Below are 24693 nucleotides of genomic sequence, written 5' to 3'. Positions count from 1 at the left end.
AAACTCCTTACTGCCCGTGACCGTTTTCGGCTTTGTCCCGACGGTTATCAAAAAAGGCTTCCAACAACATGAGTGCCGCACCAATAGTAATGGCCATGTCGGCTACGTTAAAGGCCGGCCAATGCCACCCCTGATAATAAACATCAAAAAAGTCGATGACATAACCGTACATTAAACGGTCAGCCACATTACCGATGGCACCCGCCATAATCAGCGAGAAGGCTAAGTTCTGCCGCCATAACCCCACCGGATTACGGCGCATCCAGATAAGCAGTACCACGCTGATAGCAATGGCTATAGCGGTGAAAAACCAGCGTTGCCAGCCGCCACCGTCACTTAAAAAGCTAAAGGCCGCACCGTAATTGTGCACATAAGTTAAATTGAACAGCCCGTCAATTAAGACCCGGCTTTCATAAAGCTCAAACTCACCCGCCACCCAAATTTTAGTAATTTGATCAATAACCACCAGCAACAAGGTCAGCCATAAAAAACGCAGCCCGGTCGCACGGTTAGTCTGGTTTGAAAAATCAGGCAAAACGACGCTCCTCACCTTCACCTTCAATATTGGTTACGCAGCGCTGGCATAAATCAGGATGGCTTGCTAGTGTCCCCACCTCTTCGCGATGATGCCAGCAACGCTCGCACTTCTTATATGCAGATTTCGTCACACTAACGGCCAAAGCCATTTTTTCCGCTTTCACTGCGTCAGCAGGCATATCGGTAGCAGACGCCACTTGCGCTTTTGATGTCAGTAGTGCGAAGCGCAGCTCTTCACCTAAACGGTTCAAGGCGGTAGCCAGCTTATCGTCAACATACAATGTGACTTCTGCCTGTAACGAACCGCCAATAACATCATCGCGGCGTGATTGTTCCAACGCCTGGTTAACCACATCACGAATGTCCAGCAACTGCATCCAGAATTCGTTTTCATCGTCCTTAACACCGGAGAACTCATCAAAGCCCTGATACCAGCTTTCCGTAAATACGTACTGACTGCGTTCGCCTGGTAATAAATCCCAAATTTCCTGCGCAGTAAAGCTGCAAATTGGTGCCATCCAGCGCACTAATGCCTCGGCAATATGATACAAAGCCGTCTGGCATGAACGCCGCGCTAAACCATCGGATTTTGCGGTGTACTGGCGGTCTTTAATAATATCCAGATAAAAGCTGCCCAGTTCAATGGAGCAAAAATGCATAAGTTTTTGCACCACACTGTGGAACTGGTAGTTATTGTACGCTTCCAGCAACTCTTTTTGTAAGTCCGCTGCACGCCCGACAATCCAGCGATCCAGCTCCACCATATCGTCTTTGGCAACCAAGTCGGTTTCAGGGTCAAAGCCGCTTAAGTTCGCCAGTAAGAAGCGCGAGGTATTACGAATACGGCGATACGCATCGGCTGAACGCTTAAGGATTTCATCAGAAACCGTCATTTCGCCGGAGTAATCTGCTGAGGCCACCCACAAGCGCAAAATGTCTCCACCCAGCTTATTCATCACGTCCTGTGGAGCAACCACATTACCAATAGACTTCGACATCTTGCGGCCCTGTGCATCCACAGTAAAACCGTGCGTTAATACCTGGTGATACGGCGCTTCGTCATACATTGCAACACCGGTAACCAGCGAGCTCTGGAACCAGCCGCGATGCTGATCCGAGCCTTCCAGGTACAAATCGGCAGGCCAGCGTAAGCCGTCAAACTCACGCAATACGCAATGGTGCGTCACACCAGAGTCAAACCAGACATCTAAAGTGTCGGTGACTTTGCGGTACTTGTCAGCTTCGTCGCCCAACAGGGTTTCAGGTTCTAAATCGAACCAGGCCTGAACACCTTCTTTTTCAATCAGCTGAGCCACTTTTTCCATCAGCTCAAGCGTGTCGGGGTGCAGCTCTTCGGTTTCACGATTCACGAAAATCGCAATGGGGTTACCCCAGGTACGCTGACGTGAAATACACCAGTCCGGGCGCCCTTCAACCATAGACTCAATGCGGCTCTGCCCCCACTCAGGGAACCAGCCGACTTTTTTAATCTGCTCTAAAGCACCCGCACGCAAACCTTTCTTATCCATACTAATAAACCATTGCGGCGTAGCACGGAAGATAATGGGGGTTTTATGGCGCCAGCAATGCGGGTAAGAATGCCGGTAACTCTCCGCGTGCATCAAATTACCCACTTCTCGCAGCTTGTCGACAATAGGCTCGTTTGCTTTAAACACGTGTTGCCCGGCAAACAGTGGCGTGTCGTCTTTGTAGACTCCGTTATCACCCACCGGGTTGTAAACTTCAATGCCGTATTTCTGACCCACTAAGAAGTCATCAACACCATGCCCTGGTGCAGTATGCACACAACCGGTACCGCTTTCGGTGGTGACATGGTCACCCAAAATGACCGGCACCTGCAGTTCAAACAACGGATGCTGCAGTTGCAGGCCTTCTAAATCTTTACCCTTACAGAAACCCAGCTTGTGGTAATGCGTGATATTCCAGCGCTCCATACATTCGCTAACCAAATCGTCAGCTAAAATGACACGCTCAGCGGGTTGATCGTCTCCGGCTTCCACCTGCACTAAAGTATATTCCAGCCCTTCAGCCAGAGTTACTGCACGGTTAGCCGGAATGGTCCATGGCGTGGTCGTCCAGATAACCATACTGACATCGCCTTCACCAACATGCCCTTCCGGCGTGCTAAAGCGCTCAACCGTTTCAGCCGTAGCTGCAACCGGCATACGCACATCAATAGCCGGTGAGTTTTTGTCCTGATATTCAACTTCTGCTTCCGCCAGCGCGGAGCCACAGTCAGTACACCAGTGCACCGGCTTAAAGCCCTGGTGCAAATGGCCTTTATCAATAATTCTTGCCAGAGCACGAACGCTGTCGGCTTCCTGCTTAAAGTTCATAGTCAGGTAAGGGTTATCCCAGTCGCCAAGCACCCCCAGACGTTTAAAGTCCGTGCGTTGCTGGTCAATTTGCGTCATGGCGTAGTCGCGACACTTTTCACGAAATTCTGCCAGATTCAATTTTTTACCCGGCTTGCCGTGCTTTTTCTCAACCTGCAGTTCAATTGGCAGGCCATGACAGTCCCAGCCCGGTACGTATGGCGCATCGAAGTCGCCTAAGGTTTTTGCCTTAACAATAACGTCTTTTAAAATTTTATTTACGGCGTGACCAATGTGAATTTGCCCGTTCGCGTACGGAGGGCCATCGTGCAGAATAAATTTAGGCTTGCCCGCTTTAGCTTGACGAATTTGACCGTACAGGTCAGTTTCATACCATTGCTCCAGCATTTTGGGCTCGCGCTGAGCCAGGTTGCCGCGCATCGGGAATGCTGTTTCTGGCAAGTTTAAGGTGTGTTTGTAATCACTCATGGGTCACTGTTTCCATTTCCGCATAGTTACTGACTCCGGCACGCTAATGCATCACGTGCGCGGGCGGCATCTTTTTCAATTTGTTCTTGTAAGTGCTGTAACGACGCAAAACGTTGCTCGTTACGCAATTTGGCCACTGGTGTGACCGTCATCTGCTGACCGTACAGATTGCCTGAAAACTCAAACAAATGCACCTCCAGCTGTACTTCATCGCCATTTAATGTTGGCCGTGTCCCCAGGTTGGCAACACCGGAATAGGTTTTGTCTTTCCCGTCAAACTGAGCGGTGACAGCGAAGACCCCATGCAACGGGCTTTTTAACCGCTTTAACGGCACGTTTGCGGTAGGAAAACCAATAGTCCGGCCATTTTTTCGCCCATGTACGACTTTGCCACACATTTGATAAGGCCGTCCGAGCATTTGTTCGGCCTGCTCAAAGTCGCCTTCTTTCAGTGCCTGACGAATGGCGGTACTGCTAACGCGTTGTTGTTGCTGACGATAACTGCGGGTATCGACGACCTCAAACCCCAGTTCTTCTCCGGCTTTTTGCAGCAACTCGAAGTCACCTTCCCGCTTATAACCAAAACGAAAGTCATCGCCCACAACCAAAAATTTAACGCCCAACTTACCCACCAGCGTCTGTTCAATAAACTCGCGAGCTGGTTGGCTAGCAAACTTCTTATTAAATTCAATGACAATATGTCGGTCGAGCTGCTGTTCACGCAAAGCCAGATACTTCTCACGCCAATTGGTTAAACGTGCGGGCGCTTTTTCAGGCTGGAACAGCTCTTGCGGTTGCGGTTCAAAAGTCATAACCGCTGAGGGTAACTTCAGTTGTTGTGCTTTCTCGCGAACTTGCTCCAACACAGCCTGATGGCCCAGATGCACCCCATCGAAATTGCCAATGGTTAGCACACAGCCGTGATGCTCAGCTCTGAGATTATGAGTACCGCGAATCAGTTCCATGCCCGCACAATCTTACTATTTTCCGGAAAAACGCGATTATAACTGATACTGACTTGATAATCAGTACTCGCGCGCACGGAAATGTCCCGGTCTCATGCCAGTAAGACCCAGTGCTCCAATATAAATGGCCGCACCAAACCCAATGACCTGCGCCAAAAGCCACGGGCGTTCAACCAACGAACTGGTACGCCAGGCTTCAATGTCAGGACTTAGCCACAGCACACCGGCTATCATCGCCGCAGTGGCAAACAACACCTGCAAAATAAAGCGGCCGGTGCCGGGTTGCTTTTTCAATACCCCTTCCCGCCACAAGGTAACGCCCAATAACCCGGCGTTAATAGCCGCAGAAGCCGCTGTTGCCAGCGCCAGACCAACGTAACTAAAGGGAATAGCCAAAGCAATGTTAAATACCATGTTCGCCACCATCGCAATAATGCCGTACTTAACCGGACGCTTTGTGTCCTGCCGGGAGTAGAACCCCGTTGCCAGAACCTTAACCATCATAAAACTTAGCAAACCGGTGGAATAGGCCATAAGACTGTAAGACGCCATACGCGCATCGTCCGGGCTGAAGGCGCCGTGCATAAACAGCACCATAAGCATGGGCTCAGCCAATACAAAAAGCCCCGCCATGGCCGGTACACCCAGCAACAGCACCATGCGAATACCCCAGTCCAGCGTGGCACTGAAGTTTTCAGTCGATTTATCCACATGGCGGGAGGAAAGGGCTGGTAAGATTACCGTAGCAATGGCAATACCAAACAGACCCAGAGGAAACTCTAATAAGCGGTCGGAATAATACAGCCAACTGATGGAACCGGTCATTAAGAAACTGGCAATGAGGGTATCCAGCAGCAGGTTAATTTGGCTAACCGACACACCAAAAATAGCCGGCAGCATCAGTTTGCGAATTTTGGTCACGCCCGGGTCTTTCCAACCCCACTTGGGTTTAACCAACAACCCCGCCTTTTTAAGAAACGGCAACTGGAACAAGAGCTGAATAAAACCACCAAAGAACACACCCCAGGCCAGCGCGTATTCCGGCTGCTCCATTTGCGGCGCCAGCCAGATGGCCGCAGCAATAATGGCTACATTCAAAAATACCGGCGTGAACGCTGCAACAGCAAACTTACCCAGCGTATTGAGTATGGCTCCTGCCATAGCGGCAAAACTGATAAACCATAAATAAGGAAAGGTAATGCGGAGTAAGTCGCTGGCAAGGACAAACTTTTGTCCCTGCGGACCGTCATTCCACCAGTCTAAAAACCACCCCATGCCAAAAAGCGCAGCCACAACCGGCGAAGCCACCACACCGAAAATGGTGACCACGGTCACAATGGTACCTAAGGTGCCCGATACCCTGGCAATGAGTAATTGCTGATCGGGCAGTTCTTTGCCCTGCTTGTACTCAGTGAGCACCGGCACAAAAGCCTGGGCAAAAGCGCCCTCGGCAAAGAGCCGACGTAAAAAGTTGGGGATTTTATTCGCAAAAAAGAAGACATCCGCCGCAGCACCCGCTCCCATCAGGTTAGCAATGACCACATCGCGCACTAAACCCAATACGCGCGAGATCAGGGTCATCGCGCTGACGATAAAACCAGAACGGAGCAAAGCTTTTGACACAAGAGTTCCTTTCGGCTGACAGCTAAGTTTCTGTTTTGATTGTAACTGAGACCAATGATGGATGCTATTTTATCAAAACCGCAGTTAAAGCACCGAGTTTTTCCCTTTTCACTGTTGACTTTTACAACAGAAAAGGCATAATCTGCGGCCTTTATAAGAGAAGCGTTCTGTTAATGAATTTAGGAGTTCACCTTGGCTAACATTAAGTCTGCTAAAAAGCGTGCGATCCAGGCCGAGAAAAATCGCCGCCACAATGCAAGCCGTCGTTCAATGATGCGTACTTACCTTAAACGTGTAAACGCAGCTATTGAGACAAAAGACAAAGAAGCAGCAAACACTGCAATGAAAGACGTAGCTCCAATGCTGGATCGTTACGCGACTAAAGGTCTTATCAGCAAAAACAAAGCGGCACGTCATAAGAGCCGTTTAAATGCTAAGATCAAAGCACTGTAAAAAGAATTACTGACCTGGGCTTAGGCGCAGGAAACGAAAAAACCGGCTAAAATGCCGGTTTTTTTATGTCTGTCGCACGACCTAAAATATTTTAATCCAGTATGAACTACCTGGTATAAGCTTTAACGCCTTTTTTACTTTTTGTAATTTTGCTCATCGCAGCACGTGCTTTTTCTTGCTCGGCTTCTAATGTTGGTTGAATTTCAGTTAAGTACTGATCTGCGTCCGCTACTGCTTTTACCCACTGCTGAGACTCTTGCCAATTTTCAGGAAGATTATTGAGGCTTTTAATCAGTCTGGCTAAAGTAGCGCTAGCAGACTCGAACTCCGAATCCGCTATCTCATGTTTAAGCTGTTCATGTAGCGTTGCTAACTTTTCAGGCTGCATTTTATTAGACATCTAATTAGGCACCCGAAGCCTGTTGCATCTGGTTTATAGCAACGTCTCGTTGTTCCATTGGAATTTGATCCCAGGCACCTTTAATATCAATCATTAAACGTGCAACTTCATCAATAATATCAATATCCAGTTCAATAGACGCATCAGCAATACGCGTGCTCATATACATATACAGTTCACGCAAATTACCTGCAGCGTTAGCACCCGCGCTGTCATCCAGGCTATAACGCAAAGAATCAACAATAGCCTGTGCCTTACTTAAATAAAGGCTTTTCTTTTCTAAGTCTTTTCGCTGAATAGCACCTTTGGCGTAATTTAAATTCTCCAGCACACCCGCCATCAACATCTGCACCAGTTGATAAGGGTCTGCTCCCGCGATGCGGGTTTCCAGAGAGCCTTTAGTGTAGCCTTTTAACTTGGCATTCATACGATATTACCTCTAATTAATCTTTGTTCCTGGTGAAGCCAGGGAGGTTTGCCAGCTGCGCACTGACCGAATTCCCACGACTTTGTAGTTGGCCAACTAAAGAATCCAACGCTTGATATTTAGCACGCAAGGTTTCTTCCATAGATTCCATACGAAGAGCTAAATCTTCACGACTATCAGCGACGCGATCTAAGCTTTCATTAATGGTGTTTTTACGCAACTCTAATGAACCACCACCGCCAACATACCCATCTAAAAAGCTATCCATACGGGCAGCCAAACCGTTTTCACCGCCAAATACAGACTCTAATGCTGATGGATTATCTTTCAATACCTCGCTGAAACTGGTTACGGGGTTTTCCGCTTCAAGTTTGCCTTCTTTATCCAGACCAAAACCTAAGTCAAACAACGTTTGCCCACCTTCACCAAACGTAGACGTCAGCACATTGTTCAACTGACCCTTCAAATTACGAACCGTGGCATCTCCCTGAAGCATACTTTTCTCACCACCAATTTCATTTAAAGAAGCAACAGCTCCGTTATAAGCTTTCACGAACGCATCAATCGACTTCTTAATACCATCTTCATCGCGGGCAATAGAGAGCTTGGCCGTCTCGGCATCTGTGCTTTCCTTAACCGCAGTAATGGTTGACCCCTGAATCACATCTTCAAAGATATTGGTGTCATTAGTTGCCTGAATACCATCAATTTCAATAATGGCGTCAGTCGCTTTATCTGCATCAGCTATAGACATACCACCTGTGCCACCACCGTTAGCTTCAGTAGAAATAGCATCAAACTCAGCGTTATCGTTGGTAACTGTCAAATCATTACCTGCACCACTTACGGTCGAGCGGAACACCAGTTTCGCTTCGGTTCCCGTATTAATGATATCGGCAGTAACACCAAAATTATCCTGAGAGGAGTTCACTGCTTTTCGAATGTCTTCAAGGCTTGAGCCTGCTTCAATATCTAACGTAAAACTTTCGTCGCCAGCACCAAAAGTCAATGACCCAGCATTAGTATTCACTTCATCATCAGAGCTTGCAAAAGCGCCATCAGCTGATACGGCTCGGCTACCTTTAGCCAATTGAGTTACTGAAATATCAAAATTGCCAGCACTGGCATTTTTAGTACTCTCAACAGTTACAAGATCGCCTGACTCCGGTTGCTTAACCGAAGCTTTCATTGCCCTGAATAAATCGCCGTCCGATAGTTTTTCAGAAGCATCCTGAAGCTTAGACAATACCGACCGCATTTCACCAACGGCAGACAACTCTACCTGCAATCGTCCTTCTTGTTGGTCAAGCCGGTTCTGCTTTGGAACTCGTTGAGCATCAAGCGTCGCTTTAACAATACCTTCCAAATCTAAACCTGAACGAGCACCTAATGATGAAACTAATGGCATACCATCACCTCTTTAAATTTCGTTATCGAACAAAATTCCTGCCCGATTTTCATTGTTATCGGCCATTTCTTCGATAGCTTTAGCTAACTTCACCGCAAGCTCAGAAGGTATTTGCCGAATTTTTTCACCACTTTCAGTATCCATAACCTTAACGACTGGTGGGTCACCTTTTTCGTCAAAAACAAATTGCAGACTGGTATTGCGTATAACCGAAGACTTATTAATTTCTTCGACCATATCTCCAATACTGGGTTCCTCAGTCAGAGCTCCTGACTTAGCACTTTCTGTACGCTCAGCTACCTTATCCTGTACCTCATTAACGGTATCAATCACATTCTGCTTATTGGGCTGTTGTGTCTGTACCGATCCTTTCCCTGTTGAGAGGAGGCTGAAATCGCGGGTATCCATTGATATATCCGCCATAATAATCACCTGTTCCCTATCAAAACATCAATTAAGTTTCTAACGGACGAGAGAAACAACTGTCCTTGTATGTTATCGGTATAGACTACTATAAACTTTAGTTTTTATTTGAAGTTTTTTTAACCAACCTTATTTTAGAATAAAAATTTCCTTCAGGCATAAAAAAACGGAGCCGAAGCTCCGTTTTTATACACTACTAAGTTTAAGTGGAGATTAACCCAGTAACTGCAGTGCCGCCTGTGGACGCTGGTTTGCCTGCGCCAGGATAGTCTGTGAAGCCTGCTGCAGAATCTGAGACTGAGTCAGTTTTGCAGTTTCAGCAGCAAAGTCTGCGTCTTTAATTCGAGACTTAGCACCTTCCAGGTTTTCAGCAATGTTCGCTTGGTTACGAATGGTTGACTGAAAACGGTTCTGAACCGCACCTAAGTCTGCGCGTTGAGCATCAATCTGTGCAATTGCTGCATCAATAGTTCCCAAAGCGTTTTGCGCGCCATCATAAGTACTGATATCAACCTGACCAATCTGGCTCAACGTTGATGCACTAGCACCGAAAATCTCAGTTTCGTCAGCAGTACCATCATTAGTGATAGAAAACGCATCACGTGATTCAAGCTGAAGTTCAGCGTCAACAACAACACTGGGGTTAGTGTCATCAGCAACAATTCCAGCACCAGTAGCACCAGCTAAAGTAACGGTGTTACCAGCCACACCACCAGAGATTTGAACGCCATTAACGTCTTGAGCATTTATGGTTAACTCACCGCCGTCAACAGTCGCATCAATACCGGCTTTACCCAGGTCTTCTGAAAGCTTAGTCAGTGAACCGTTGTATTTCGCCAAGTCAAAGGTTTCTTCGCCAATAGTTAAGGTACCAGCATCAGTACTCTGGAAGTTACTAATTGTCGCTGTAACTTCAGTAGAAGCAGTAACACCTGTGCCTGCACTGTTAACTTTACCAACGATATCCATTGCTTTATCAGTGGCAGTTACACCAATAACAGCGTTACCATCAGGGCCACCCAAGGTAATGTTACCAGCAGTCAAACCTACAGTGTAATCAGCTGCAGCTGTTGCTGTTTGTGTACCCAGAATTGAGCCAGCGCCAGTCACTTTGTTGTTACCGATAGCGTTAGCTGCTACGTCACGAAGACTTACAGAGATAGTCTCGTTAGCGTTAGCACCAACCTGGTATTTTTCAGTACCGAAGCTACCGTCAAGCAAGTTTTTACCACCAAAGCTGGTCGTTTCTGCAATACGAGTTAGCTCTTGCTGCAGGTTACCAATTTCTTTTTGCAGTGCGCCACGGTCAACATCAGAGTTAGACCCGTTAGCTGACTGAATAGACAGTGTACGCATACGTTGCAGGATAGTCGTTGACTCATCCAGTGCACCTTCTGCAGTTTGCGCCATAGAGATAGCGTCGTTTGCGTTACGGTTACCCTGGTTCAAGCCGTTTACCTGTGAGCTCAAACGGTTTGAAATTTGTAAGCCCGCAGCATCATCTGCAGCGCTGTTGATACGGAAGCCTGACGACAAACGTTGAAATGCTTGGTCAAGCGAGTTACCTGAGCTGATCAGCTGACGCTGCGCGTTCAATGAGCTGACGTTAGTGTTTACATATAAAGGCATAATAATGCTCCTCAGTTTCTGGCCTAAGCTTGGATTCAATCGTTGTTGCCAAGCTGGGAGGAAGTGTTCGGCTTCGTGTTTCGCCTGGTTAAAGTTTCCTCTCACAAAGGGTATCGGCCGGGGTTTGGGGAGCTTTAGGATTTTTTTGAAAATTTTTGAAGTTTTTTACGGCGGGGCGATATTTGTGATGTAGCCTGACATTTATGTCAGGATGGATATCTCACCTGACATAAATGTCAGGCTACAACATTACCGGGTTTGGTACCTCACCTGACGTGAACGTCAGGCTACATCACGGTATAATTTACAGGTAGTCGAATAGACTCAACTGGCTGACCCGGGAGAACACTTGCTGAGCCGCTGAATAAATGGTTTCATTTTTTACTAAATCGGTTAATGCTTCGGAATAATCCACATCAGATATATCTGACCGTGCTTTTTTATTCACTATTTCTATATCGGCATTACTGAGCTTGGCATTATCCATAACATTAAGACGCGCACCAACCGACGCCTGAGTGTCAGTTAAATCACCTATAATCGTATTAAAGTCGTCCAGCGCGAAGGCGATTTCACTCTCGTGGAAGCCTTTACTCTCTGGTCCTGAATCTTCAAGTGCGTCCGCTAAGTCGCGCATTTGCGTCAGTAAGTTACGAGACACCGGTTCGCCTATACTGTAGCTAAAAGAATCCCCGGCTACTGGCATATTATCTTTATCAAGCTCCAGACTCATACCATTATACTCAACCTTTCCATCAGTCACAGTACCGGTAACAACGGGGTTAACGCCATCATCAATCTCATAAGTATCCGGACCCGTAAAGTTAACGGTAAAATCGGTGGGGTCACCCGCAGCAATACGTGCCTCGGTATCGGCAATTAGCGCATTACGGTCAGTGACTTCCACTTTTTCAATAAAGTCTCCGCCAGCGGTTAAGTCAAAATCGACTCGTTTAGACACGTTTGAAAACGCACGACTGCCCGGGTCATTTGCCGGCAAATAAAGCGTAGGAGACAACTGAATGGTGCGCTGCCCCTGATCACCAACGTATTGGTAAGACTGAGTCGCGTCATCGAACTCCATTGGCTGAGTACGGTTCTGATAACCGGCAAAAATATACTCGCCCGATTCATCCTGAGCATTAGTTAAATCAAAAATTGACGCTTCAATATTGCGTAATTCCGACGCAATGGCTTTCCGGTTCGTCTGATCATAACTACCGTTGCCCGCCTGAACAGCCAGGGTACGCGCTTTCTGAATAGCAGAGGTAATGCTGTCTAATACACTTTCCTCACGACGCAAATTGTTTTCTAAAGTGATTGAGTTACGTTCAAATTGTTCGTTCTGACCAATTTTCTCGTTCAGTGCCAACACTTGCGAATTGCCAATAGGATCATCAGCAGGGCTTAATATTCTGGTTTGCTTAGTCAGCATCAATTGAATTCTATCCAACTGACTTTGTGAGGTTTGTAAGCTGTCCAGACCCCGCTGGAAAAATAAGTTAGTACTTAAACGCATAGTCATTACCTCAATGAATTCAGCAGGGTGTCAAAAATGGTTTGTGACGTTGTAATAATTCTTGCGGACGCAGTATACGCCTGCTGATACTGAATTAAATTCGCAGCTTCTTCGGACAGATTGACCCCGGCCTGGGAATCATAAAGTGCTTCAGTTTGTGACTTGATGGCTTCAGCTGAGTCGCGTAATACCCGATTTTGGCTAACCCGACTGCCCACATCCGACACCAGTCGACCGTAGCTTTCATTGAAAGTCATTGTGGGTTCCGCTTCTTCACCGCCAGAGCGCCGAACCAATTGCTGGCGTTGTAAGTCAGCCATAGCCTGACCGTTGCTATTATCATCAAAACCATTGGTATTGTATTCAATAAAATACTCATCACCAACAGCAGGCTCACCATTAATATCGACTTCATAATCCGGATCGGCTAAACCAGCCTGGTTTAAAATACCATTCAGGTCTGTCGTTCCCGTAATTGTGCCTATACTGTTTCCATCTTTATCAAACACTTCCAGGTCATAAGCGTTGCCGGTCTGTCCCGTCACTTCAATACGCGCCGGTGCAGTACCCAGTAAAGTATTGTTCGTGGTATCGTAATAATCGTTAGGCGTATTAATCGAATTAATTTCGATTCCAGCAGCGCCTTCGTTATCCATCCCGTCCTTCACTCGAATAGGGTTTGCCAAAGCAATATCTTCCGGGCGGCGAATGGCTAAACTGATTTCCGAAGCGGCATTATCCGCCGGCTTTGCCAAAAATTGGTCACCGGCATTCGCAGCACCAGTAAGATCTAGCGAAATCCCCAATTCCGCAATATCGACCGAACCAGGAGATGCCTGAGTCACCGTAATCGTGTCAGCTCCGCTTACCACCGTACCGTCACTATTTACTGGTACAATCTCATATTCGTCCGGGTTACCAGTTTTAGTAATACGCAGGTTTTCCGATGGAAACGATTTGCTGTTCCCCTCTAAAACACGTACTCCAATTTCAGCTGTGCCTGTGTTTTCGGCATAAGGTACCGCCTGTGACTCCGTTTTACCCAGATCAAAAATTTTACTACCCAACTGGTTATCCAGATCCATACCTTTTTGGTTCTGAGTATTCAAAGAATCTGCAATGCGCACCGCTAGCTGACCCAAACGCCTCTGAGTCGGCATTAACACTTGGTCACGATATTCCAGATAACCGCCAACAGAACCGCCAACTTCGTCGGTTGGCAAGTAAAACTCACTGACACCGCCACCGCTGTGCTCTTTTTTAAGAACCATTTCTAAGCGCTCGGTGTCAGGGTTACTTTTTACGGCAACCGCATTAAACCGTCCGTTTTCCAAAACCAGCGGCTGACCATTTTTCAAATTAACGGAAACAGCCCCATTTTTCTGTTCAATCGTGCTGAACTGAACCAACTCTGCAAGCTGTCGTAGTTGATCATCGCGTTTATTTAACAGCGCGTTTAAATCGCCATTGTCATTGTTTTTTCCTGCTGACGACTGAATTTTCACGTTCAGTTCGGCTATATTTTCTGAAATTGAATTAATGCGTTCAGTCGATAGTGTCAGACGATCGTTTATTATATTTTTTTGTTGGTTAAGGTATTGAGAGAAATCATTAAACTTAGTCACCATGGAACTAGCTTCAGCTAACACCAGTTGGCGGGCAGTCACTGAACCAGGGTCATTATTGGCATCCTGCAGGGTATTGAAAAAGCTTTCTATAGAAGAGGCAACATTAGTCGTACTATCACCTAATAAAGTATCCAATTGTTCCGCTTGTTGAAGATTGGCTTTGTAGTAACTGACTTTGGAGATATCGGTGCGCAACTGGCGATTGGCGAATTCGTCGATCATACGATTAACTCGCAGACGTTCCAAACCACCAAATTCACTTTCCAGGTATTCGGTGCGCTCGCGAACGTAGCTGTCCGTTTTTGTATTATTAATGTTCTTACCGGTAATTTGCAGGCTTTGTTGATGCGCTAATATGCCGTTTTTACCGATATTTAATAAGTCAAAACTCATCGATGACTCTCCAGTTACTCTGTGACCATTATCGGCACCTAACGAATATTATTTAGTTAAACCGGCAATTTTTCGCCGCCTGCGGCACCACTAAATGTCTTTATCAACAAAAGCCGGATTGTTTAATACCGACTGAATCTTCTGTGCGTACTGAGGATCCGTTGCGTAGCCCGCACTTTGCAACGCTTCAGCGTACTGGGCAGGATCATCAGCTACTTGTAACGCCTGCTGATAACGCGGATGCTCTTTTATAAAGTCAACGTAGTCTTGCAAACTCTGTTCCACATTGGCGTAAGAGCGAAACGCGGCGCGCTCTTTACGAGCGACTTCACCATCAAATTCCAGTGTACTGACATGAGATTTGTCGCCATCCCAGCGGGTATCTGCTTTTATATTGAATAAGTTATTACTGGAACCGCCATGCCGTCCGGGCACTAAACGTTGTCCCCACCCAGTTTCCAGAGCCGCTTGAGCCATTAAAACATCGGGGTTCAATCCGGCTTCCTTCGCTATTCGTTCGGCATGAGGTTTTAATGCGGCAATAAAGCTCTGTGGTGAATCAAAGGTTGCGCTCCCGTCACTTAACTTCGCCGTGTTAACGCGCTGGTTGCCGTAATATAAACCGGCATCAATACCGCCCTGATCACTCAGTTGCTTACTCATATCGGCACGGTTTTTCGCACGCGGGTCACCAAGGTTGGCACCACTACGATTCATCGACTCCGAAACATAACTGTTGTCACCACTCAATTGCTTTACCATCAACTCAGCCAGCCCAAGACTCCCCTGATTAGACAGCTCCGAAGTCAACTGCTGGTCATACATATCGCGGTACATATTGGTGTAGCGATTATCCAGTAAATTATCTTCCTCAAACACAGCATTGGCTTTGCGCATACTGCCCATAACCATATTCAGGAATATGGCTTCAAACTGTTGCGCCGCTTCCATCAGCGCTTCTTTGTCATCCGCTTTAAACGCACGCTTACGCAGCCCGTCCAGGCTGCTGGTATCCATTGCGTGTTGCGTTTGTTTTAGATGCGAGTTTGAAGCCGTCATATTTTTTAACTGCCGTTAAATAACGATGAGTTCGCCGGACAACGCACCGGCCTGCTTTAATGCTTCCAGTACAGCAATCATATCGCCGGGAGCTGCGCCAATCTGATTGACCGCACGCACCAGGTCATTCAATGTCGTACCGGGTTCAAACACAAACATCCGTGCATCTTCCTGGTTCACATCAATGATGCTCTGAGGCGTAATCGCCGTTTGCCCCTGACCAAACGGGTTAGGCTGATCAACATTAACGTTCTCCGCTATGGTCACCTGCATGTTGCCATGTGCTACAGCGGCTGGTCTCAACTCAACATTCTGGCCAACCACAATGGTTCCGGTACGCGAGTTTACGATAATTTTCGCCGACGCAGAGGCCTGTTGTACCTCCAGATTTTCCAGCGTCGACATATAACTCACCCGCTGACTCAAATCTCTAGGAGCTCGTACCCGTACAGAAGTCGCATCTATTGCCTGAGCTGAACCATCGCCAACTAAGTTATTAATGGTTTCAGCCATGCGTTTTGCAGTTGTAAAATCGGACTGATGCAAATTAAAGGTAAAGTAGTCAGAAGAGCCGAAGCCCGAAAGAACTTCGCGCTCAACCACACCACCACCAGGAATACGACCGACCGTAGGCGTATTAATGACAATTTTTGAGCCGTCATTACCTTCAGCGCCTAAGCCGCCCACAATAAGGCTACCTTGTGCTACAGCATAAACTTCACCGTTCGCACCTTTTAAAAAGGTTTGCAGTAAGGTTCCACCGGTCAGGCTGTCGGCGCTGCCAACAGAGGAGACCGTCACGTCAATTTTCTGTCCGGGTTTCGCAAATGCCGGTAAGTCAGCATGCACCGCAACGGCTGCTACGTTATCAATTTTAGGACGCTCATTCGCCGGAATATTAATACCGAAGTTACCCAGCATGGTACGAAAAGTCTGGTCAGTAAAAGGCGTCTGCTCGCCAGTTCCCGGCAAGCCAACAACCAGACCATAGCCAATCAACTGGTTAGAACGAATGCCCTGAACCGATGCGATGTCTTTTATACGAGAGGCTTGCACCGGAGCAACCAGCATTGAGAGCAAACTCACCGCAAGTGCGAATATCTTAAGCGTTCTCATGCCTTACTCCTTAAAATGGCCATATCGGGCTGTTAAAGAAACGGGTTAACCAACCCTGCTCCTGAACCTGGGCCAGACTGCCGGTACCCGAGTACTCGATACGCGCATTGGCGACACGAGTTGAAGGGATTTGGTTAGCCGCGGTAATGTCCTGCGGACGGATCATACCGGTTAAGCGAATATACTCATCGCCGGTATTAATGCGCATCCATTTTTCGCCACGCACAATTAAATTTCCGTTAGGTAGTACTTTAATAACGGTTACGGTAATTTCGCCATTTAATTGGTTACTCTGGTCAGAGCTGGCGTCGCCATTAAAGTCTCTGGTGCCATTCACCCCGGCAGAAAGAGGGTTACCACCGACGGTAATGTTCCGTCCAAACATGGTCGGAGCACCAAGCTCTGCCGAGCTTTCTTTCGAAGTTTCAGTCGTTGCTGTTTTACTGGCAGTGGTTTGCTCCTGCAAAGTCACCGTAATAATGTCGCCTAATCTGCGGGCTTTAATATCAGAATACAGGTTATCCGCGTAAGCATCCTGAAACAAAGAACCTGTTGGCACCACCGGCTGAGCACGCTCTTCCGGTAACACGGGTGCGTAATATGGGTCATCGGGCATAGGTTTATGCGGGGTTTGCGCACAACCAGCCGCAACCAATACTGTTAAAGAAACAAGGAAAAAACGCATAAAATCACCCGCTATTATTTAATGACGACAACAATTAAAGCTGCTGGTTAATATAACTCAGCATCTGATCCACAGACGAAATCACTTTCGAGTTCATCTCGTAGCCACGCTGACTTTCAATTAAGTTAACCAGCTCTTCGGTCACGTTCACATTTGAGGTTTCCAACGCGCCCTGAATGGTATTACCCATACCGTCAACGCCCGGAACCGCCTCTAAAGGAGCACCACTTACTGCTGTTTCTTTATAAAGGTTTTGCCCCATAGGCTCTAAACCGGCCGGATTAATAAAGTTAACCAGGTTAAGCTGCCCTACCACAATGTTGTCCGGGTTGCCGGGTTGGGTAACTGTCACTTCACCTTCTTGTGAAATACTGATAGACATGGCGTCTTCCGGAATTTGAATCGCAGGTTCTATATTGTAGCCATTACCGGAAGTCACTAGCTCACCATCTTCGTTCAGGGAAAACTGACCGTTACGGGTATAAGAGATGTTGCCGTCCGGCATCAGCACCTGAAAGAAACCTTTACCGTCAATCATCACATCCAGCGAGTTGTCGGTTGTCTGTACATTGCCCTGAGTATGAGACTTTTGCGTCGCCACCACCTTGGTACCGGCACCCAGCATCAAGCCGTTAGGTAGCTCGGTGTCCTGCGCTGACTGCCCGCCCGGCTGGTTAATGTTCTGATACAACAAGTCTTCGAATACCGCCCGGCTCTTTTTAAAGCCGATGGTGCTGGAGTTTGCCAGGTTGTTGGAAATAACTGAAATATCGCGCTGCTGCGCGTCCAGTCCGGTTTTACTTATCCATAATGCTGGGTTCATAATGTTTCTCCTGAGCTACGCTTAGCTGATTCTCATCAGCGACTCAGAACGCTGAGCGTTCTCATCGGCGGTTTTCATTAATTTGACGTTCATTTCATACTGGCGCTGCAGAGCAATCATGTGCGTCATTTCTTCGACGCTGTTCACGTTACTGCCCTCAAGAGCACCAATTTCCAGTTTGACATTGGCATCGGCAATGGCTTGCTGATCATCTTTTAACTTAAACAAGCCATCGTTACCTTTTTCCATATTGCCGTTCGGCGGGTTAACTAATTTAATGCGGTCAATCACTTCCATGGCATTCGCCGGCGCGCCCATTGGACGTATCGACACATTCCCGTTCGCACCTATAACCAAATTATCAATTGGCATAGGAACAAATATTGGCCCGTTATCGCCCAAAACGGTTTGTCCCGTTGAGTTTTTCAACAAACCGTCAGTCCCCACTTCCAAGCTACCGTTACGGGTGTAACGCTCATTGCCGTTGCCATCATCGACGGCAATCCAGCCCTGATCCTGAATGGCAACATCCATATTCCGACCAGTCGTTTGTATTGCTCCACTGGCAAAATTTTGCCCGGGGCTTTCCGTCATAGAAAAGACTCGTGTTGGCAAACCTTCACCAAAGGCCTGCATAGCCCGAGCCTGTTGCAAGTCGCCTTTAAACGCCGTGGTATTGGCGTTAGCCAAGTTGTTGGCACGAACAGCGACAGCGTTCATATTTTCTTTCGCGCCACTCATCGCTACCCATAGCATCTTGTCCATAGCTGACCTCCAGCCAAAAATTTGTCATCTGGGTTAAGCAATGCAGATTTCGTGCCAAAAAAAAGACGCCCGAAGGCGTCTTTTGTTAATCGTAACCAATAGCTATTATCGAATCTGAAGAATGGTCTGATTAATGGTGTTGTTTACTTCAAGCGAACGCGAGTTGGCCTGGAAGTTACGCTGCGCAGAAATCAAATCAACCAGCTCTTTGGTCAGGTTCACGTTTGAGTTCTCCAGTGCTGATGATTCAATAGCACCGAAAGTCCCTGAATTGGCCTGGCCTGCAAGAGCTTCGCCTGACGCACTGCTTTGTTTCCATGATGTACCGCCAACCTGAGTCAGACCTTGCTCATTCGCGAAGCGCACTAGTGCAACTTGGCCTAAGTAACGAGTATCACCGTTCGAGTATGTCGCTGAAATAAGCCCATCCTCTGCAGTTTCCACTTTAGTTAATCGGCCTAACGTACTGCCATCTTGCTCAAGAACGTTAACTTCAAATTCCGAAGCATACTGAGTAGGCAGTCTGTCTCCTTGCGGGTCTTGAAACTTAATATCCAAACTTTGGGCTGCATTTGCGCCATTGCTATATGTGCCACCCACTGCCACCGTCGCATCAGGAAAAGTTCCGTCAGTGAAACCAGGAGAGTTAGGACTCGGTTTGCCGTCTGGCCCAAAAGCCACACGAATCCCATTGTAGGGGCCGCCCCCCGAAAACGTTGCAGTTGGTTCTGCTTGCGAGTTCCCAATTACCGCTCCGCTAGCATCTTTCAACTCAGCGTCAACGCCCCGTCCATCGACAGTAGTATAAATGTCCCAATAAGTATCAGCATCAGCAGGAATTGCTGTACCCGGAGCGTTTTGTCCACCCTCTCCATCAGCTCGGCGAGCATAGTAGGTTGTCATTACATGAGACTCGCCAAGGGAGTCGTATATAGTTGTGGATGTTGATGAGGTATAACTACCAGTATCCTCGGGATTAAATGGCCTACCCTCAACATAATTTGGATCAGTGGGCACCGCTCCTGTGCGTATGGGAACTGACTCACTTCGCGAGTCGAGGTTAAACGACAGGTTCACGTTTTCAGTTAAGCTTGGCGCCCCAGCCGTGTCAGGAATACGAAGAGGCTGAGCAGTAGCTAAACTGGAGGACTGACTTGTTCCGGTCGTTTCATTAACAGGAAAACCGACCAAGTAATTCCCATTATTGTCAACCATATAGCTCTCGTTATTTAACTTAAACGCACCTGAGCGAGTAAAGTTGTAATCTTGATCGCCTATCTGGGATGCGGTTGCAAAGAAGCCATTTCCGCTAATGGCCATATCCAAAGAGTTTTCAGTAAAATCGAGCGTACCTTGACTAAATTGCTGTGCAACTGATGACGTTAACACGCCATCCCCCACCTTAGCTCGTCCCGAACTAAAGATACTACTGGCATAAACATCCGCGAACTCAGCACGTGATTGCTTGAAGCCGGTTGTTTTGACGTTTGAAATGTTATTTGCGGTTACATCTAAGTCTTTTTGTGATGCATTGATACCGCCGAGTGCAATATTAAATGACATAAGTCACCTCACTTGTTAGCTAATTTCAGTCACATCAGAAAGCTTGATGCCACCTAATCCTTTAAGATTCAAAACCACACCGCGGTCACCGCCGGTGCTGACACTTTGCACACGAGCGTGCATTTGCAATGGAAGCTCTTCAGTCTGACCACCTACTTGGGCATTCACAGAGAACGAATAATTTCCGGCGGGCGCTTCTTCGCCGTTAGACATAACGCCGTCCCACTCAAACTCTTTTGTTCCCTGCTCCACATCACCTAAATCAATGGTTTTAACCGTTGCTCCCGTGGAGTCTTTAATACTAATTTTTACATTCTGAGCCGTCTGCGGTGTCGCAATCATGCCCGTTACGCCAGCCCCTGATTCCAGGTTAGCCTGATCAGTCGGCACCAGAACTTTACGCCCAACCATAGTTGAAGCCTGAAGTGCCTGATTCGAGGTCATGTCTGTCGCAAATTGGTCAAATCGGTCTGACAGACCGCTAATACCTTCCGCCATTGTGAAACTGGTCATTTGAGCGATCATCTGATCGTTCTCGACCGGCTTAGACGGGTCCTGCATACTGAGTTGCTCTGTTAACAGCTTGAAGAAGTCTTCTTGCTCCAGCTTTCCCTGCTCATCTGGATCAGCATATCTGGCATCGTCTTCTTTCTTCCATTTCAAGTCGTCAATGTAGGAATTATTGCTTACGCCTTCCATTACTTATCTCCTGCTTACCCTTGACCCAGACGCAATAAACGTTGTGTCATTGTTTTGGCAGTGTCCGCTACCTGAACGTTTGTCTGGTAGGAACGCGAAGCCGAAATCATATTGGCCATTTCTTCCATGGTGTTGACGTTTGGACGGTAGATATAACCGCTTTCGTCAGCCATAGGATGATTTGGAGCATATTCAATTTGCAGCGGATCCTGACTTTCCACAATACCCAGTACTTTGACGCCGGCTTCCTGACCCGCCTGAGTCTGATTCGTCAGACTATTACCGCGATAGTCACCTTTAGCGTCGGCTAAAGCGGTCGCAAAAACCGGGTTTCTGGCCCGATAGGTTTCATCAATACTGCTGCTAATTGAGTTAGCGTTTGCGAGGTTACTGGCTGTTGTATTCAGTCGTACTGACTGAGCACTCATGGCCGAACCCGACACATTAAAAATGTTAAAAAGACTCATGACTTATTATCTCCCTTGTCCGCCCAGGGCTTTCTTCACACCGCTGATACGGCCGTCAAGAAAGTTCATGGTCATTTCATACTCCAACGCATTTTGTGCATACAAGTTTTGTTCCAACTGCACATCAACGGTGTTGCCATCGCCGGTATCCGGTTGCGTGGGTACGCGGAACTTTTCAGTTCCCTGAGGTTTAATTTCAACGCTGAAATGCTTTTCGTGAGTACGCGCCATTTTGTGGTTTTCCATACCGCGTTGCGCTTGTTGCAACGCCTGCTGAAAGTCCAGACCTTTAGCTTTGTAGCCGGGGGTGTCGGCATTGGCAATATTGTTGGCAATAAGCTCCGCGCGCTGAGTGCGTACACCCAACGTGTGTTGCTGTATTCCCATAAGCTTGTCCATGGAAAGTGCCATATTTTTGTCTCCACAGTGTTCGATAGTGAAGACAATGCAGGAAGTGTGCCAATTTAAGGAGGGATTATTACTTTTTCAGGCGGACATTTCCTGCAGGAAACTATTTTCTCCGGTAAATTATGCCTGGCTGGCAGCGGATCATCTCAAAATCCTCAGTAAGTCCTGAAATTGATTCGGATGCACCGAGAAAAAGATAACCGCCGGGGTTCAGCGATTGCCGGAATTGGGCAATAATTTTCCGCTTTACTTCAGGGGCAAAGTAAATAAGAACATTGCGGCAAAAAATAACATCGAATTTGCCCAGCAAAGAATAGCTGTCCAGCAAGTTCAAGTGACGGAAATGAATAAACTGCTTAAGCTCGTCTTTTACTCTCATGGAGCCGACTTTACTTTCGGCGTCCGTAAAAAACTTCTTTCTACGCTCAGCCGATAAACCACGCGCGAGAGCAAGACTATCGTACTCACCAATTGCACATTGTTCGAGAACCTTATTGGAAATGTCGGTTGCCGTGACTTTTATGCCAGCTCTTAGCCCACCCGGGTTTTTCGCCTTATACTCTAAGTACGTCATGGCAATAGAATAAGGTTCTTGCCCGGAGGAACAGGCTGCAGACCAAATTTTTAAAGGCCCGGTGTGATTCTTATATTCAGGAAGAATACGATCGTTCAGAATTTCAAACGGGTAAGTGTCACGAAACCATAAGGTTTCGTTGGTTGTCATGGCATCAATAACCGCTGCCCGCAACGCGCGCTCACTTAGTTTCATTGAGCGTTTTACGAGTTCCGACAGCGAATCGACATTAAACCGGCCCATTAAAGGGCTCAGCCGACTCTTCACCAGATACAGTTTACTTTCACCCAATACGATACCGCATTGATGTTCAAGGAACTGACGAAATTCCTGATATTCCGATAAACTTAATTCGCGATCTATCACGTTATATAAACAACTTCCGTTTCAGTTTCATTCGTTTCGTAGCCTGACGTTCACGTCAGGTCGAATATCGCACCTGATGCAATAGCATCAGGCTACGCAATAACTTCTGTATTCAGCCATTTTTGTACGGCGGTCGCCAGCTCATCCGGATGAAATTTTGCAATAAAATCATCGGCACCGACTTTCTTCACCATAGCCTGATTAAACACACCACTCAATGATGTATGTAAAATAACATGAATATCGCGTAAATTTGGATCAGCTTTTAACTCAGCGGTGAGCGTATAACCGTCCATAACCGGCATTTCGACATCGGAGACCAAAACGGGCACATGAGGATGCACTAAGCCCCCCACTTCCTTGGCTTTATCTTTTAAGTAATCTAAAGCTTCTTTACCGTTCTTTTTGACTTCGAGCGTAATACCCAAAGACTGCAATGCACGTTTTATCTGGTTGCGGGCAACCGAAGAGTCATCCGTAATCAAAATGGTTAAATCTTCTTTTGCAACATTGATAGGTGCATTCGCGACTTCTTCGCTGACATCCATATTAGCCGGCATAATATCAGCTAATATGCGTTCCACATCAATAATTTCAATTAATTCATCTTCCACTTTGGTCACCGCGGTAAGATACGCATCTCTTCCGGTACCTTTGGGCGGCGGCATCACATCTTCCCAGTTGATGTTAATGATGCGATCAACCCCTTCAACCAAAAAGCCCTGAATGGTTCGGTTGTACTCAGCAATAATGACGAAACGATTCTGAATATCGGTTAGCGCCCGACCACCGGTCGCCATACTCAAGTCAATAATGGATATAGCCTGACCACGGATATGCGCAACGCCACGAACCAGAGGGTTACGATTCGGCATAGCGGTAAGCTTAGGACATGGCAATACTTCACGTACTTTAAATACGTTGATGCCAAAGCGTTGTTTCCCATTTAGGTGAAACATTAATAGTTCCAGCCGGTTTTGACCGACCATTTGTGTGCGTTGATTCACTGAATCGAGAATGCTAGCCATTGTTCACTCCTGTTATGTGGCAGGCTACTTCTACTTCGGCACGGTATTTGCTTACATCTACATTAACCATACTGAAACCATCGAACTGCCGATCTTTTGACGTTATACCGTTTTTTTCGGCACTCGAACAGATAACCTTAACGGATAACATCAGGAATTTTTATGATAGTACGTAAATCGCTGCTGATCAGTTCGATTTTTTTTATAACTTGTGGCATTAATTCCGTTAACGCAAAAACGAGCGGTTCAGATGAAAGTCTGCGCTTTAATTACAAAGCGTTACAGGAACTGGCTCACAATTATGTGGAACAACGGGTTTCAGCGCCGGATAATGGTCGTGTGGAAGTCGTTGCCAATAACCTCGACCCGCGCATGGCTCCCAAAATTTGTTCGCAGCCACCAAAAGTAGGCCTGGCAACTAACGCCAACCTCGACAGCTACACTACCATTGAAATTGAATGTGTAGGCAAAACTAACTGGCGCACCTATGTGCCTGTTCGAATTTATCGCTACAAAAATGTTGTTACCGCAGCCTCACCTATGGCTCCGGGTCAAATGATAAGCGAGAGTGATTTAGTGTTTTCCGAAGTTGACCTTAACCGGGTTCGCTCAAATGTGTTTACTGACATGACGGCTTTAGTTGGAGCCCGCATTAAAAAGCGCATTGCTGCAGGTCAGGCAATAAGTGCCAGCGATACATGTCTTGTATGTGAGGGGCAAAGCGTTACAATAGTTGCACAAGATAAAACGTTGCGAATTACTGCCGCCGGAAGAGCCCTGGCTGATGGTCTCAAAGGTGAATCGGTTGTTGTTGAGAACGCACGGTCGAACAAATCAATACAAGCGGTTGTCACAGGACTAAACGAAGTGACTGTTAATTTATAAAATGCTTAATCAGAACCTGACGTGA

General features: G+C 47.0%; 24 protein-coding genes. 2 read left to right on the top strand and 22 right to left on the bottom strand.

Going from position 1 to position 24693, the window contains the following annotated elements:
* Positions 1–7 precede the first annotated feature (7 nt).
* The 4 genes from lspA to murJ are packed head-to-tail and all read right to left on the bottom strand — an operon-like array spanning position 8 to position 5950.
* Positions 8–535, bottom strand: coding sequence for a signal peptidase II (gene lspA / locus DET62_RS00225; RefSeq protein WP_110012757.1), 528 nt, complete (start codon positions 533–535; stop codon positions 8–10).
* Complete coding sequence (gene ileS / locus DET62_RS00220) at positions 528–3362, bottom strand: isoleucine--tRNA ligase (RefSeq protein WP_110012758.1); 2835 nt, start codon at positions 3360–3362, stop codon at positions 528–530. Before ileS ends, lspA begins: the two co-directional genes overlap by 8 nt.
* 26 nt (positions 3363–3388) lie before the next feature.
* The gene (gene ribF / locus DET62_RS00215; RefSeq protein WP_110012759.1) at positions 3389–4327 is read right to left on the bottom strand and encodes a bifunctional riboflavin kinase/FAD synthetase; all 939 of its coding nucleotides are present in this window, start codon (positions 4325–4327) and stop codon (positions 3389–3391) included.
* Positions 4328–4387: 60 nt separating this feature from the next.
* Positions 4388–5950: a murein biosynthesis integral membrane protein MurJ gene (gene murJ / locus DET62_RS00210; protein ID WP_110012760.1), complete on the bottom strand. Its 1563-nt coding sequence runs from the start codon at positions 5948–5950 to the stop codon at positions 4388–4390.
* A gap of 192 nt (positions 5951–6142) precedes the next feature.
* Here murJ and rpsT point away from each other — a divergent pair, with 192 nt between their 5' ends.
* Positions 6143–6403, top strand: a complete 261-nt coding sequence (gene rpsT, locus DET62_RS00205) for a 30S ribosomal protein S20 (protein ID WP_011234382.1) — start codon at positions 6143–6145, stop codon at positions 6401–6403.
* 106 nt (positions 6404–6509) lie between these two features.
* On the opposite strand, the gene DET62_RS00200 is transcribed toward rpsT, so the two are convergent.
* From DET62_RS00200 to DET62_RS00115, 18 genes are all read right to left on the bottom strand, one after another.
* Positions 6510–6803 (bottom strand): hypothetical protein, encoded by a 294-nt coding sequence (locus tag DET62_RS00200; protein ID WP_243734825.1) that lies wholly within the window; start codon positions 6801–6803, stop codon positions 6510–6512.
* 4 nt (positions 6804–6807) lie between these two features.
* Positions 6808–7230, bottom strand: a complete 423-nt coding sequence (gene fliS / locus DET62_RS00195) for a flagellar export chaperone FliS (protein ID WP_110012761.1) — start codon at positions 7228–7230, stop codon at positions 6808–6810.
* 16 nt (positions 7231–7246) lie between these two features.
* Positions 7247–8638 carry a flagellar filament capping protein FliD gene (gene fliD, locus DET62_RS00190; RefSeq protein ID WP_110012762.1) on the bottom strand — a complete coding sequence of 464 codons (1392 nt, stop codon included), beginning with the start codon at positions 8636–8638 and terminating at the stop codon, positions 7247–7249.
* 12 nt (positions 8639–8650) lie between these two features.
* Entirely contained in the window at positions 8651–9061 is a 411-nt protein-coding gene (locus tag DET62_RS00185) for a flagellar protein FlaG (RefSeq protein ID WP_110012763.1), read from the bottom strand.
* Between the two features lie 213 nt (positions 9062–9274).
* Positions 9275–10690 (bottom strand): flagellin, encoded by a 1416-nt coding sequence (locus tag DET62_RS14590; protein ID WP_110012764.1) that lies wholly within the window; start codon positions 10688–10690, stop codon positions 9275–9277.
* A 304-nt stretch (positions 10691–10994) separates the two neighbouring features.
* Entirely contained in the window at positions 10995–12209 is a 1215-nt protein-coding gene (gene flgL, locus DET62_RS00175) for a flagellar hook-associated protein FlgL (RefSeq protein ID WP_110012766.1), read from the bottom strand.
* A gap of 5 nt (positions 12210–12214) precedes the next feature.
* Positions 12215–14230: a flagellar hook-associated protein FlgK gene (gene flgK, locus DET62_RS00170; protein ID WP_110012767.1), complete on the bottom strand. Its 2016-nt coding sequence runs from the start codon at positions 14228–14230 to the stop codon at positions 12215–12217.
* A gap of 90 nt (positions 14231–14320) precedes the next feature.
* Positions 14321–15289: a flagellar assembly peptidoglycan hydrolase FlgJ gene (gene flgJ, locus DET62_RS00165; protein ID WP_110012768.1), complete on the bottom strand. Its 969-nt coding sequence runs from the start codon at positions 15287–15289 to the stop codon at positions 14321–14323.
* 15 nt (positions 15290–15304) lie between these two features.
* Positions 15305–16405 carry a flagellar basal body P-ring protein FlgI gene (locus DET62_RS00160; RefSeq protein ID WP_110012769.1) on the bottom strand — a complete coding sequence of 367 codons (1101 nt, stop codon included), beginning with the start codon at positions 16403–16405 and terminating at the stop codon, positions 15305–15307.
* Between the two features lie 10 nt (positions 16406–16415).
* Positions 16416–17090, bottom strand: a complete 675-nt coding sequence (flgH, locus tag DET62_RS00155; protein WP_110012770.1) for a flagellar basal body L-ring protein FlgH — start codon at positions 17088–17090, stop codon at positions 16416–16418.
* Between the two features lie 34 nt (positions 17091–17124).
* Positions 17125–17913 (bottom strand): flagellar basal-body rod protein FlgG, encoded by a 789-nt coding sequence (flgG, locus tag DET62_RS00150; protein WP_110012771.1) that lies wholly within the window; start codon positions 17911–17913, stop codon positions 17125–17127.
* Positions 17914–17934: 21 nt separating this feature from the next.
* Positions 17935–18678, bottom strand: a complete 744-nt coding sequence (locus tag DET62_RS00145) for a flagellar basal body rod protein FlgF (RefSeq protein WP_110012772.1) — start codon at positions 18676–18678, stop codon at positions 17935–17937.
* Positions 18679–18783: 105 nt separating this feature from the next.
* On the bottom strand, positions 18784–20241 hold the full coding sequence (gene flgE, locus DET62_RS00140; RefSeq protein ID WP_110012773.1) for a flagellar hook protein FlgE: 1458 nt from the start codon (positions 20239–20241) through the stop codon (positions 18784–18786).
* A 15-nt stretch (positions 20242–20256) separates the two neighbouring features.
* The gene (gene flgD / locus DET62_RS00135) at positions 20257–20940 is read right to left on the bottom strand and encodes a flagellar hook assembly protein FlgD (RefSeq protein WP_034819617.1); all 684 of its coding nucleotides are present in this window, start codon (positions 20938–20940) and stop codon (positions 20257–20259) included.
* 14 nt (positions 20941–20954) lie between these two features.
* The gene (flgC, locus tag DET62_RS00130; protein WP_034819615.1) at positions 20955–21407 is read right to left on the bottom strand and encodes a flagellar basal body rod protein FlgC; all 453 of its coding nucleotides are present in this window, start codon (positions 21405–21407) and stop codon (positions 20955–20957) included.
* Between the two features lie 6 nt (positions 21408–21413).
* Positions 21414–21818 (bottom strand): flagellar basal body rod protein FlgB, encoded by a 405-nt coding sequence (gene flgB / locus DET62_RS00125; protein ID WP_110012774.1) that lies wholly within the window; start codon positions 21816–21818, stop codon positions 21414–21416.
* Between the two features lie 100 nt (positions 21819–21918).
* Positions 21919–22755 carry a protein-glutamate O-methyltransferase gene (locus DET62_RS00120; RefSeq protein WP_110012775.1) on the bottom strand — a complete coding sequence of 279 codons (837 nt, stop codon included), beginning with the start codon at positions 22753–22755 and terminating at the stop codon, positions 21919–21921.
* A 92-nt stretch (positions 22756–22847) separates the two neighbouring features.
* The gene (locus tag DET62_RS00115) at positions 22848–23783 is read right to left on the bottom strand and encodes a chemotaxis protein CheV (protein ID WP_110012776.1); all 936 of its coding nucleotides are present in this window, start codon (positions 23781–23783) and stop codon (positions 22848–22850) included.
* A 162-nt stretch (positions 23784–23945) separates the two neighbouring features.
* Between DET62_RS00115 and flgA the strand changes: the two genes are divergently transcribed.
* Positions 23946–24668, top strand: a complete 723-nt coding sequence (flgA, locus tag DET62_RS00110) for a flagellar basal body P-ring formation chaperone FlgA (protein ID WP_011234401.1) — start codon at positions 23946–23948, stop codon at positions 24666–24668.
* The last annotated feature ends 25 nt before the right edge of the window (positions 24669–24693 follow it).

It is taken from the genome of Idiomarina sp. H2, from assembly GCF_004364275.1.
GTDB lineage: Bacteria > Pseudomonadota > Gammaproteobacteria > Enterobacterales > Alteromonadaceae > Idiomarina > Idiomarina loihiensis.
This window is presented reverse-complemented; position numbering and strand designations above follow the sequence as displayed.